At 71.1% G+C, this 12,245-nt stretch carries 11 protein-coding genes; 8 read left to right on the forward strand and 3 right to left on the reverse strand.

Translation table 11 applies throughout. The annotated features are described in order from the left end of the window. The first annotated feature begins 6 nt into the window (after nt 1-6). Together EJV46_RS17155 and EJV46_RS17160 are read left to right on the forward strand one after the other, a co-directional pair. Nucleotides 7-1,221, forward strand: a complete 1,215-nt coding sequence (locus EJV46_RS17155; RefSeq protein WP_131549920.1) for a serine hydrolase — start codon at nt 7-9, stop codon at nt 1,219-1,221. Nucleotides 1,222-1,389: 168 nt separating this feature from the next. Next, nucleotides 1,390-2,073, forward strand: coding sequence for an EI24 domain-containing protein (locus EJV46_RS17160; protein ID WP_131549921.1), 684 nt, complete (start codon nt 1,390-1,392; stop codon nt 2,071-2,073). Nucleotides 2,074-2,089: 16 nt separating this feature from the next. Here EJV46_RS17160 and tpiA read toward each other — a convergent pair whose 3' ends face one another. Next, a complete protein-coding gene (gene tpiA, locus EJV46_RS17165) occupies nt 2,090-2,827 on the reverse strand; it encodes a triose-phosphate isomerase (RefSeq protein ID WP_206020865.1) in 738 nt (245 codons plus the stop codon). Nucleotides 2,828-2,920: 93 nt separating this feature from the next. On the opposite strand from tpiA, the gene EJV46_RS17170 reads away from it, so the two are divergent. Together EJV46_RS17170 and trpE are read left to right on the forward strand one after the other, a co-directional pair. Then, nucleotides 2,921-4,816, forward strand: coding sequence for a peptidylprolyl isomerase (locus EJV46_RS17170; protein ID WP_165585588.1), 1,896 nt, complete (start codon nt 2,921-2,923; stop codon nt 4,814-4,816). Between the two features lies 1 nt (nt 4,817). Beyond that, a complete protein-coding gene (gene trpE / locus EJV46_RS17175) occupies nt 4,818-6,320 on the forward strand; it encodes an anthranilate synthase component I (RefSeq protein WP_131549924.1) in 1,503 nt (500 codons plus the stop codon). Between the two features lie 39 nt (nt 6,321-6,359). On the opposite strand, the gene EJV46_RS17180 is transcribed toward trpE, so the two are convergent. Then, entirely contained in the window at nt 6,360-6,848 is a 489-nt protein-coding gene (locus EJV46_RS17180; protein ID WP_131549925.1) for a cupin domain-containing protein, read from the reverse strand. Between the two features lie 61 nt (nt 6,849-6,909). Between EJV46_RS17180 and EJV46_RS17185 the strand changes: the two genes are divergently transcribed. The 4 genes from EJV46_RS17185 (at nt 6,910) to EJV46_RS17200 (ending at nt 11,590) form a co-directional block, all read left to right on the forward strand. Then, nucleotides 6,910-7,491 carry an aminodeoxychorismate/anthranilate synthase component II gene (locus tag EJV46_RS17185; RefSeq protein ID WP_131549926.1) on the forward strand — a complete coding sequence of 194 codons (582 nt, stop codon included), beginning with the start codon at nt 6,910-6,912 and terminating at the stop codon, nt 7,489-7,491. A gap of 59 nt (nt 7,492-7,550) precedes the next feature. After that, complete coding sequence (locus EJV46_RS17190; RefSeq protein ID WP_131549927.1) at nt 7,551-8,711, forward strand: M20 aminoacylase family protein; 1,161 nt, start codon at nt 7,551-7,553, stop codon at nt 8,709-8,711. 74 nt (nt 8,712-8,785) lie between these two features. After that, on the forward strand, nt 8,786-10,363 hold the full coding sequence (locus EJV46_RS17195) for a GMC family oxidoreductase (protein WP_131549928.1): 1,578 nt from the start codon (nt 8,786-8,788) through the stop codon (nt 10,361-10,363). A 69-nt stretch (nt 10,364-10,432) separates the two neighbouring features. Next, nucleotides 10,433-11,590: a GGDEF domain-containing protein gene (locus EJV46_RS17200; protein ID WP_131549929.1), complete on the forward strand. Its 1,158-nt coding sequence runs from the start codon at nt 10,433-10,435 to the stop codon at nt 11,588-11,590. Between the two features lie 7 nt (nt 11,591-11,597). Here EJV46_RS17200 and EJV46_RS17205 read toward each other — a convergent pair whose 3' ends face one another. Next, nucleotides 11,598-12,086 carry a hypothetical protein gene (locus tag EJV46_RS17205; RefSeq protein ID WP_131549930.1) on the reverse strand — a complete coding sequence of 163 codons (489 nt, stop codon included), beginning with the start codon at nt 12,084-12,086 and terminating at the stop codon, nt 11,598-11,600. Nucleotides 12,087-12,245: the final 159 nt, after the last annotated feature.

A 12,245-nucleotide genomic window follows, 5' to 3' on the forward strand; every position in this document is an offset into this window, starting at 1 on the left:
CCAGGAATGACCGGGATCGAAGCCACGCTCCACGCCGCGGTCGAATCGGGGCGGGTGCCGGGCGTGGTCGCCCTCGCCGCGACGCGCGACGGGCCGGTGTTCCAGGGGGCCTATGGCCTGCGCTCCCTCGGCGATCCGGCGCCGATGACCCTCGACACAATCTTCGCGCTGGCCTCCATGACCAAGGCGGTCACCTCCGTCGCGGCCATGCAGCTGGTGGAGGAGGGCCGGCTCGGCCTCGACGACCCCATGGCCGCAATCCTGCCGGAGATGGCCGACCCGCTGGTGCTGGAGCGATTCGACGCGGCCGGACGGCCGGTGCTCCGGCCGGCGCGCGGGGCGGTGACGCTGCGCCACCTGCTGACCCACACGGCCGGCTATGGCTACGACCACTGGGATCCGCTGCTGGACCGCTACATGCGGAGTGCCGGGCTCTCGGGCGGGCCGCGCACGGCCAAGGGCATGCCGCTGATGTTCGATCCGGGGACGCGCTGGGAGTACGGAATCAACACCGACCTGGCCGGCCAGGTGGTGGAGGCGGTCTCCGGCCGCAGCCTCGGGGCGTATCTTCGCGAGCGAATCCTGGGGCCGCTCGGGATGGAGGAGACCGGCTTCGCGGTCCCGGCGGCGTGGCGGGGGCGCATGGCCGGGCGCCATCAGCGCGGGCCGGACGGGGTGCTCGCGCTGGACCGGGAGTTTGTGCCGCCGGAGCACGTCGAGGTGGAAGGCGGCGGCGGGGGGCTGTTCGGGACGGGGCCGGACTATCTGCGTTTGCTGCGCATGCTGCTGAACGGCGGCACGCTCGACGGGGTGCGGATCCTGGCGCCGGAAACGGTGGCGGAGATGGGTCGGAACCAGATCGGCGCGGTGGAGGTGCAGCCGCTGCCGGCGAGCTCGGTGCCGGGGCGGGCCGACCGCGCGGATTTCTTCCCCGGGATGCGGAAGAAGTGGGGGCTGGGGTTCTTGATGAACACGGATTCGGTCCCCGGGCGTCGCACGGCGAACAGCCTGGCCTGGGGCGGGCTGTTCAACACCTATTACTGGATCGACCCGGAAGCGGGCATCACGGGGGCAGTGTTCACGCAGTTGCTGCCCTTCGCGGATGCGGCCGTGCTCGACCTGCTGGGCGGCTTCGAGACCGCGGTCTATGCCAGCCGCTCACCCGCCGGCGCCCCCATCGAGTCGAAATCGTTGTTTTCGCCTCGGTTTCCGGTAGAATAGCCGCCGCCAAGGGGCGCAGTCCGGCCGGGGTCCGGGACTTTGTCCGAAAACATCCCGCATCGCCGGGAACCGCGCCATGGGATGGCGAGACGCGCTTCCATGCCGCCGCGGCGCGATCCGCCGGGTTGAAGGGCCCGAGCCGTGTCACCCTTCAAGAGTCGAGCCCCGATGTCCGCCCTTCTCGCCAGCCTGCTCCTGCCGCTGCGTCAGCTCGACGACCGGGCCTTCCTGGCCCCCCTGCTCAAGGGGGCGCTTGGCGCCGCCCTGGGATGCGCGGCGCTGATCGTCCTCGGCGGCTGGGGAGCGGAGGCGCTGCTGGGCCAGACCGGCTGGCTCGGCTCCTACAGCGGCGTGCTGGGGGGCATGCTGGCGCTGATCGTCGCCGTCTGGCTCTTCGTGCCGCTGCTGCTGGCCGTCGCCAGCCTGTTCCTGGACGACGTGGCCTCGGCGGTGGAGGCCCGCTTCTATCCCAGCCTGCCGCCGGCGCGGGGCGCCTCGCTCGCCGCGCAGGGCCGGGCCGGGCTGGGCCTCGCGGCGCGCGTGCTGCTCTGGACCTTGCTCGCGCTGGCGGCGACCCTCGCGGTGCCGCCGTTCGGCGTGGTGCTCTTCCCGGTCGTCGCCACGGTCTCGCTCGGCCAGGGCCTGTTCGAGGGCGTGGCCTGGCGCCGGATGGGCGTGGCGGAAGCGCGCGCGCTCCGCCGCCGGCTCGGCCTGCCGGTCTATGTGCTGGGCGGGGCCCTGGCCGCCCTGGCCCTGGTGCCGGTGCTGAACCTGCTCGTGCCGGTGCTGGGCGCCGCGGCGATGACGCATCTGCTCCACCGCTCCGGCCCGGTGGGACGGGTTCCGGCCTGAGCTATTCCGGCCCGACCTACTCCGGTACTGCGCGGGCGATCGCCAGGAAGTCCTCCGGCACCAGGCTCGCGCCCCCGACCAGCGCCCCATCCACATCCTCCAGCGCGAAGAGTCCCGCCGCATTGCCCGGTTTCACGGAGCCGCCATAGAGCAGCCGCGTCGTCCGCGCCGCCGGCCCGAACCGTTCCACGAGCGCATGCCGCATGGTCCCGTGGATCGCGGCCACCTCCGCCTCGGTCGGCGTCCGCCCGGTGCCGATGGCCCAGACCGGCTCGTAGGCCACGATCCCGCCCGAGGTCACGAAGCCATAGGGGATGGAGCCTTCCAGCTGCGCGCTCACCACCGCCTCCGCCCGTCCGGCCAGCCGCTCGGCCTCGGTCTCGCCCACGCAGAGGACGGGGACGAGCCCGGCTGCCAGGGCCGCCTCGGTCTTGGCCAGCACCGCCGCATCCGTCTCGCCGTGGTTCTGCCGGCGCTCGGAATGGCCGAGGATCACATGCGTGGCCCCTGTGTCGCGCACCATGGCCGCGCTCACGTCGCCGGTATGGGCGCCCTTGGCCGCCGCGTGGCAGTCCTGCGCGCCCACCGCGACGCGGCTGCCCAGCAGCGCGACCGCCACCGGATGCAGATGCGGAAAGGTCGGGCAGACCAGCAGGTCCACGCCCGGCACCCCCTCGCGCACGCCCTCCGCGAGGCGCACGGACTCGCGCAGGCTGCCATGCATCTTCCAATTGCCCGCGATCAGCGGACGAATTCCCGGCGTCATCGGCCCATCCCTCTAACTCGGCCGATCAAGCATTCCGCGGACCCGTTTGGCAACCGCCCGGCAAAGGGCTATGCGCGGAGCATGATCACCTGGATGCGCCGCCTCGCCGGAACCTGGTTCGCGAAGGCCCTCTTCATCGTCCTGATTCTCTCCTTCGCGGCCTGGGGGATCGAGGACACGCTGCGCAACATCGGGCGCGACACCGCCGTCGCGCGCGTGGGTAGCGACAGCATCGAGGTGGACGAGGCGCAGGAGGCCGCCCGGCGCGAGCTGCAGCGCATCCAGCGCCAGCTCCAGGGGCGCATCGAGATCAACGCCACCATCCGCCGCGCCGTGGCCGGCCAGGCGATCGAGGCCCTGGTGCTCGAACGCGTGGTCCGCCAGGAGGCCGATCGCATGGGCATCGTCTCGCCCGACGAGGCGGTGCGCGGCTACATCTTCCAGATCCCGGCCTTCCAGGGCCTCGACAACCGCTTCTCCCGGGTCATGTTCGACGCCTTCCTGCGCAACAACGACCTGACCGAGGGGCGCTTCCTGGCCCTGCTGCGGGCCGACCTCTCGCGGCAGCAGCTGACCGGCGCCGTCCGCGCCGGCGCCGCCGCGCCGGAGACGCTGGCCGAGCGGCTGCTGTCCTGGAACCTCCAGCAGCGCAGCGCGACCCTGGTGGAGCTGCCCTTCTCCGACGCGCCGGAGCCGGAGGCACCGACCCAGGCCCAGCTCGAGCGCTTCCACGAGAACAACGCCGCCCGCTTCTCCACGCCCGAATACCGCGAGGTGGCAGTGGCGACGCTGAACGCCGCGCGGATCATGGGCGAGATCGAGGTCTCCGAGCGCGACATCGAGGACGCCTATGCCGCCGGCCGCGCCCGCTTCGAGACGCCGGAGAAGCGCGAGATCTTCCAGGCCGTGATGCCGGACGAGGAGGCCGCGAAGGCCCTCGCCGAGCGCTGGCGGGACGAGCCGGACTTCGCCGCGATCGAGGCGGCGGCCCAGGCGGCCGGCGGGCTGGCCTCCACGCTGCCGGCCAGCTCGCGCGCCGAGCTGCCGCTGCCCGAGCTGGCCGACGCCGCCTTCTCGCTGGAGGCCGGCGCGGTCTCCGCGCCGGTGCGCAGCGCCTTCGGCTGGCATGTCCTGAAGCTCGGCCGGGTCGAGCCCGGCCAGACTCGGGTGCTGGACGAGGTGCGCGACGAGCTGCGCCAGGAGATCGCCGCCGAGCGCGCCGCCGACATGGCCTTCGAGCGCGTGAGCCAGGTCGAGGACGCGCTGGCCGGCGGCTCCACCCTCGCCGAGGCGGCGCAGCGCTTCTCGCTCGGCTTCTTCGAGGGGAAGATCGACGCCGCCGGCCGCAATCCGGAGGGCGCCGAGGCGGAGCTGCCGGTGGCGGCCGCCGCGAGGACGGCCGCGCTGCGGGCCATCTTCGCCGCCGAGCGCGGCGCCGCGCCGCGCATGCAGGAGGGCGAGTGGGGCTTCATGGCGGTCGAGGTGCGCGACATCCAGCCGCCCGCGCTGCGCCCGCTCGACACGGTGCGCGAGCAGGTGACGGCGGCCTATCTCGCCAATGCCCGCCGCCGCTTCCAGGAGGAGCGCGCGGCGGCCCTGCTGGCGGCCACGCGCGGGGGCAAATCCCTGGCCGAGGCGGCGACGGAGGCCGGCGTGACGGCCGAGGAACTCGGCCCCTTCGGCCGGGAGGCCGGCGGCGCCAATCCAATGCCGCGCGACCTGCTGGCCCCGGTCTTCGAGCTGCGCGGCCAAGACGCGACCATGGTCGAGCGGCCGCAATCCTTCGCGGTGGTGCAGCTCCTCTCGGTGAGCGCGCCCGACCTCTCGGGCGCGGCCGAGGCGCTGACGACGCTCCGCTCGGAGACGGCCCAGGCCATGGCCGAGGACCTCGAGGCGCAGTACCAGGCCGCGCTACGCGCGCGCGCCAATGTCCGCATCAACCCGCGCCTGCTCGACCAGATCGCGGGCGGGGAATGACATGACCTCACCGGATTTCGCGAGCTTCCGCGCCGCCCTCGAGGCCGGGCAGTCGCAGCTCCTCTGGCGGGAGCGCGTCGCCGACCTGGAAACCCCCGTCGGCACCTTCCTGAAGCTGGCCGAGGACAAGCCCCATGCGTTCCTGCTGGAGAGCGTCGAGGGTGGTGCCGCGCGCGGGCGCCACTCCGCCATCGGCCTCGCGCCCGACCTGATCTGGCGCTGCCGGGACGGGGTGGCCGAGTGCAACCCGCATGCGCTTTCGGCGCCGCATGCCTTCGAGCCGGAGGAATTGCCGCCGCTCGAAGCCCTCGCCAGGCGCATCGAGGCGATCCGCATGCCGCTGCCGCCCGGGCTGCCGCCCATCGCGGCGGGCCTCTTCGGCTACCTCGGCTACGACATGGTGCGCCAGATGGAGCGGCTGCCGGACACCAATCCGGACGTGCTGGGCATCCCCGAGGCGGTGATGATCCGCCCCACCATCGTCGCCGTCTTCGACCATGTGCGCGATGCGCTGACCCTCATCACGCCGGTCTGGGCCGAGAAGAGCCAGGATGCCGAGACGGCCTGGGCGCTGGCCCAGTCGCGGCTGGACGAGGCAGAGGCCGCGCTGTCGCGCCCCCTGCCCCGCCCAGCGCCGCCGGCCCGCCTGCCGCCCACGCAGGCGCCGCGCTCCAACTTCACGCCCGAGGAGTACATGGCCGCGGTGGAGCGGGCGCGCGAATACATCCGGGCCGGCGACGCCTTCCAGATCGTGCCGAGCCAGCGCTTCTCCACGCCCTTCGCGCTGCCGCCCTTCTCGCTCTACCGCGCGCTGCGGCGAATCAATCCGGCGCCCTACCTCTTCTTCTTCGACTTCGGCAGCTTCGCCACCGTCGGCGCCTCGCCCGAGATCCTGGTGAGCGCCAAGGACGGCGAGGTGACCATCCGCCCGCTGGCCGGCACGCGCCGCCGCGGCGCGACGCCGGAGGAGGATGCGGCCCTGGAGGTCGAGCTGCTGGCCGATCCAAAGGAGCGCGCCGAGCACCTCATGCTGCTCGACCTCGGCCGCAACGATGTGGGCCGCGTGGCGGCGATCGGCACGGTGAAGGTGACGGCGCAGTTCCGCATCGAGCGCTACAGCCAGGTGATGCACATCGCCTCGGAAGTCCGCGGCCGGATGCGCCCCGGCCTGACGGCGCTGGACGCGCTTCAGGCGGGCTTTCCGGCCGGAACGCTCTCCGGCGCGCCCAAGGTGCGGGCCATGGAGATCATCGAGGAGCTGGAGCCCTCGCGGCGGGGCCTCTATGCGGGCGGCGTCGGCTATTTCGGCGTGGACGGCAACATGGACGTCTGCATCGCGCTGCGGACGGCCCTGGTGAAGGAGGGTACTCTGCACGTGCAGGCCGGCGCCGGCGTGGTCGCCGACAGCAACCCGCAGGCCGAGCACGAGGAGTGCATCCAGAAGGCCAAGGCGCTGTTCCGCGCCGCCGACGAGGCGGTGCGCTTCGCGGCGGGCGATCGCTGACGCGGGGCTGAAAGCCCCGTCCCCGCGCTTCCGCGCGCCTCAGGCCTTGTGGATCGGGTCCACCCAGAGGACGCCCTCAGGCTTCTCCACCGGCTCGATGTCCAGGTTCACCACGACGGACTCATTGTCGCTGCGCACCAGCACGCAGGACAGCGTCTCCGCGTCGCTCGCATTGATCTCCTGGTGCGGGACATAGGGCGGCACGAAGATGAAGTCGCCCGGACCGGCCTCGGCGACGAATTCCAGCTTCTCGCCCCAGCGCATGCGGGCCTTGCCGCTCACCACGTAGATCACGCTCTCCAGCGCGCCATGGTGATGCGCCCCGGTCTTGGCGCCCGCATGGATATCCACCGTGCCGGCCCAGATCTTCTGGGCGCCCGCGCGCGCGGCATTGATGGCCGCCGCGCGATTCATGCCCGGCGTCTGCGCGGTATTGGGATCGAGGCTGTTGCCGGGGATGACCCGGACGCCCGTGTGCTTCCACCCGTTGGGCGGAACGTCGTGGCTGTGGTGGCCGTCATGAGGCATGGCGCTGGCTCCTCATCGCTTCCGGCTTGACCCCGAAAGCCTCCGAAAGCCATCTTGCCGCATGCTCCTGCTCATCGACAATTACGACAGCTTCACCTTCAACCTCTACCACTTCCTGGGCGACCTGGGCGTGGAAGCGGTGGTGAAGCGCAACGATACGCTCTCCGTGCAGGATGTCTTCGCGATGCGGCCCGACGCGGTGGTGCTCTCGCCCGGCCCCTGTACGCCGAACGAGGCCGGCATCTGCCTGCCGCTGATCGCCGCCGCCGCCGAGGCGAAGCTGCCGCTGCTCGGCGTCTGCCTCGGCCACCAGGCGATCGGGCAGCAGTTCGGCGGCCAGGTGATCCGCGCGCCGGTCCCCGTTCACGGCAAGGTCTGGGAGGTCACGCACGAGGGCCAGGGCGTCTTCGCCGGCCTGCCCTCGCCCTTCCACGCCACGCGCTACCATTCGCTCGTCGTCGAGCGGGGGAGCCTGCCGGCGGAGCTGGAGGTCACGGCCGAGACCGCGGACGGCCTCGTCATGGGCCTGCAGCACCGCGCGCTGCCCATCCACGGCGTGCAGTTCCACCCGGAGAGCATCGCCTCCGAGCATGGTCACGCGATCCTGAAGAACTTCCTCGAGACGGCGCGCGTCGCCGCCTGAGGTTGCCCGCCGCTATCGCGGCACCTAGCATTCGCGGCTTCGCATAGTAGGAACCGCCGATGTCCCCGCTCGACAGCATCCGCAAATACCATCCCGAGCTGACCGAGCTCCGCCGCGACCTGCACGCCCATCCGGAGCTCGGCATGGGCGAGCACCGCACGGCCGAGATCGTCGCGCAAAAGCTGGAATCCTTCGGGGTCGAGGTGCATCGCGGGGTCGGCAGGACGGGCGTGGTCGGCGTGCTGCGCGGCCGCCCCGGCAACCGCGCGATCGGGCTGCGCGCCGACATGGACGCGCTGCCGATCGAGGAGGCGAACGACGTTCCTTATCGCAGCAGGACCAGCGGCGTGATGCATGCCTGCGGGCATGACGGCCACACCACCATGCTGCTCGGCGCGGCGAAGTACCTCGCCGAGACGCGGAACTTCGACGGCACCGTCCACTTCATCTTCCAGCCCGGCGAGGAGGGCTGTGGCGGCGCGCTGGCCATGCTGGAGGACGGGCTGTTCCAGCGCTTCCCCTGCGACGCCATCTACGGGATGCACAACCGCCCCGGCATGCCCGTCGGCGAATATGCGATCAGCGAGGGGCCGGCCATGGCCGGCGGCGCCTTCTTCGACATCACCGTGACGGGCAAGGGCGCGCATGGCGCGCATCCGGATGCGGGGATGGATCCGGTCATCGCGGCCTGCCACATCGCGACGGCCGCGCAGACCATCGTCGCGCGCAACCTGAACCCGGCCGATCCGGCGGTGATCAGCATCACCAAGATCGGCGGCGGCGACGCCTACAACGTCATCCCCGAGACCGCGACCATGTCCGGCACCGCGCGCTTCTTCAGCCGCAAGGTGGGCGAGCAGATCGAGGAGGGGATGAAGCGCGTGGTGGCGGGCGTGGCCGCGGGCCTCGGCTGCACGGCGGAGATCGACTGGCGGCTCATCTTCGCGCCCACGGTGAATGCCGCCGACGCGACCGACGCCTATGTCGCGGCGGCGAGCGAGCTGGTCGGCGAGGGCAAGGTGACGCGCGGCAAGCCGCCCTCCATGGGCTCGGAGGATTTCTCCTTCATGATGGAGCAGGTGCCGGGCGCCTATATCCTGGTCGGCAACGGCGAAGGCGCCATGCCGCACAACCCGCGCTACATGTTCAACGACGAGGCCATCCCCTTCGGCGCGGCGCTCTACGCGCGCATCGTGGAGCGCGGCCTCAAGGCCGGATAGGCCGGCTATCGCGCGGCGCCGCGAAACATGTTCCCCTCGGCCGTCCCGCTCTTCCGGCATGTCGAGAGGCCCTGATGACCGAATATGACGTGATCGTCGTGGGCGCCGGTTCCGCCGGCGCCGCCCTGGCCGGCCGACTCTCCGACGACCCGAACCGCCGCGTGCTGGTGCTGGAGGCCGGGCGCGACTGGCGCGCGGCCGAGGCGCCGCCCGCGCTGCGCTCCAGCAACATCATCCCCTTCATGCACGACCGGCGGAACCAGCTCGACTGGCAGTGGTCGGACCTGAACACCCGCCGCTCGCACGTCCAGGCGCCGAAATACTACTGGCGCGGCAAGGCGCTGGGCGGATCGTCCACGGTCAATGCGCAGATCGCCATCTGGGGCGTGGCCGAAGCCTTCGACGCCTGGGCCGAATCCGGCTGCGAGGGCTGGTCGCGCGAGGAGGTCCTGCCGCTCTTCGCCAGGCTGGAGGACGACCCGGCCATGGCGGGCGCTCCGCATCACGGCCAGGGCGGCCCCATCCCCGTCTACCGCGCGCCGCTGGAGAGCTGGGGCCCGGTGGACAAGGCGCTGCGCGAGGCCGCGCTGGCCTGCGGCTATCCTTGGAACCCGGACCTGAACGATCCGGACAAGGAAGGCGTCTCCTGCTACCCCATCAACAGCCGCAACTTCGAGCGCGTCACCACCAACGACGCCTATCTGGAGCCGGCCCGCCACCGCCCGAACCTGACCATCCGCGGCGGCGCGCTGGTCGAGAAGGTCGTCGTCGAGGACGGCCGCGCCGTTGCCGTGCGCGCGATGCTGGACGGGGAGTGGCAGGAGATCCGGGCGCGCGAGATCGTGCTCTCCTCCGGCGCCATCCACTCGCCGGCGATCCTGCTGCGCTCGGGCCTCGGCCCGGCGGCGGAGCTGTCGGCCCTCGGCATACCCGCGGTCGCGGACATGCCGCATGTGGGGAAGCATTTCCACGACCACGCGATCTGCCGGACCAACCTGGAGCTGAAGCCGGACTTTGTCTCCAAGGACCCGAAGCAGCGCCACACCAATTGCTGCGTGACCTACAGCTCCGGCCTCGCCGGCGGCTTCCGCGACATGATCTTCATCGGCTTCAACCACCGCTACCTGGGCCAGGGCGAGCTGCCGAGCGGCGTGGGCAGCGTGGCGGCCGGCATCTACGACGTCTTCTCGCGCGGCGAGCTGACGCTGGCCTCGGCCGATCCGCGCATCGACCCCATCGTCGAGGAGAACATGCTGGCCGACCAGCGGGACGTGGTCCGCATGCGCGACGCGGTGCGGCGCCTGGCGGAACTCGCCCGGCAGCCGGCGCTGGCGGATATCTCCACCCGCATCACCTTCGGCGATTCCGGAATGGAGATCGCGGAAGTGGCGGCCCTGCCGGTCTCGGCCCTCGACAGCCTGATGCTGGAACAGGTCAACGACATGCAGCACGCCGCCGGCACCTGCAGGATGACCGCCTATGAGGATCCGCGCGGCGTGGTCGATCCCGACCTGAGGGTGAAGGGGATCGAAGGTCTGCGCGTGGCCGATGCCTCCATCATGCCCTTCGACTGCCGGGCCAATACGCATTTCACCTGCGTCATGATCGGCGAGTGGCTGGCCCGGAAGATGAAGGAAGAGGCCGCCGCCTGACACGGCGGAAAGGTTGCGGGAGCTATCGCCACCCCTTACACGCCCAGGTTGCATCGGGCATAAAGGGCCATGGACTCCCGGACCGCCTATGTCGTCCTCGCGATGATGACGCTCGCCAATAGCGGCGCGCTGGGCCTGATCCTCCGCGATTTGCCGGAGCTCCTGCGGCCTTCGGTGCGGAGCTGGCAGGCCGGGACGCTCGTCATCGCTGGCGGCTATGTTCTCCATGCCTTTCCGTCCCTGCCGCTGGCCGTGATGGTCACGCTGTCGAACGGCGCCATCCTCCTGGGCCTGACGATCTGCTGGCGCGGGGTCCAGCAGTTCGACGGACTCCCACGGAAGAGCTGGCAGCTCCTGCCCGCCGCGGCGGGGACCTTCGCGATCTTCTGGTACTCGGCGCTTCAGCCGGACACGCTCGTCCGGATCCTCGCGGTCTCGCTGGCCTCGATCGTGATCCTGGCGGGCTGCGTCGCCATCCTGGCCGACCCCGGCCGCCGGGACGGCTCGCGCAGCCGGCAGCTGCTGATGATCCTGTTCCTCTCGATCATGCTGCTCAACTGCCTTCGCTTCGCCTATTTCGCCTGGGCAGGCATCCCGGCCGATTTCAGCATCGCCGACAACGGCAGCATGGCGAACGTCATCTCGCCGCTGGTGGCGGCCATGCTGCCGGTGATCGGCACCACGGCCTTCACGCTGATGTGCTCGGAGCGCCTGCGCCGGCAATGGGAGCACGCCGCCTCCACCGACCACCTCACCGGGCTGGCGAACCGCCGCACCCTCACCGAGATGGGGCGGCTCCGCTTCGAGACGGCCCGGACCCGGGAGGAGCGGGTTGCGATCGCGCTCATCGACGTGGACGCCTTCAAGTCGATCAACGATCGCTTCGGGCATGAGGCGGGCGATCTGGCGCTGAAGCACGTGGCGGCCAGCCTGAACGCGGCGACCATGCCCTCCGACCTTCTGGCGCGGACGGGGGGCGAGGAATTCGTGGCCCTGCTCGGGCAATCGGAGGCCGAGCCGGCCCAGATGGCGGCCGAGCGCCTGCGCCTGGCGGTGCAGCGGCACCCCTTCATCCTGCGCGGGATGCGGATTCCGCTCACCGTGTCCGTCGGGATCGCGGTGTCCCAGGAGGGGGACACGGATTTCGACAGCCTGCTGCGGCGCGCCGATCAGGCGATGTACACGGCGAAGTCGGCGGGCCGGAACCGGGTGGAGCTGGCGGCCTGACGCGCCCTCAGCCGGCCGTCCAGGCCGTGCAGGCCGAGCGGCGCTTCATCTCGCCCTGGACGCGGAGCGTGATGACGATCTGACCCTTCTTCCTCCCTATGGCGCCGCCACAGGCCTCCCAGATCTGCGTGAAGCTGGCCTTGCCCTCCGACATCACGCCGCTGGCGTCGAGGCAGCCCACGCCGACGCAGCCCTCGAGATGCGACGGCACGCTGGCCGGATGGAAGAGGATATTGTACTTCTTCTTCTCCGCCTCCCTGCCGAGCCAGGGGTTGATCACGTACGAGCCGTATTTCTCAAACCAATACATGGTGGAATTGGTATAGTCCCGGCTTCCCGCCATGGACATGTAGTTGTCCATTCGCTCGATCGTCCGGTAGGACTGGCCGCCGACCAGGAGCTCGCCGACCAGGCCATGGGCGGCCGCCGCCCCCGATTTTGGTATGTTGCTCACATACTTGTCGCCCCGGATATAAGTGACCACCGTTGCCGCCATATCTCTCTCCAGCCACGCGCCTGCCGCTGGAATCTGCATTAATTGCCGGCTGTTTGTTTTCCACGCGATTTATTGTCGCGCCTGTCACACGGTCTCATGGACCCGCGCCCAGGGCCGACCGGCAGCAGCGCCTTCGACCCCCCGCCGTCTTGCGCCGCG

This window comes from Roseococcus sp. SYP-B2431 (assembly GCF_004336745.1).
Taxonomy (GTDB): Bacteria; Pseudomonadota; Alphaproteobacteria; order Acetobacterales; family Acetobacteraceae; genus Roseococcus.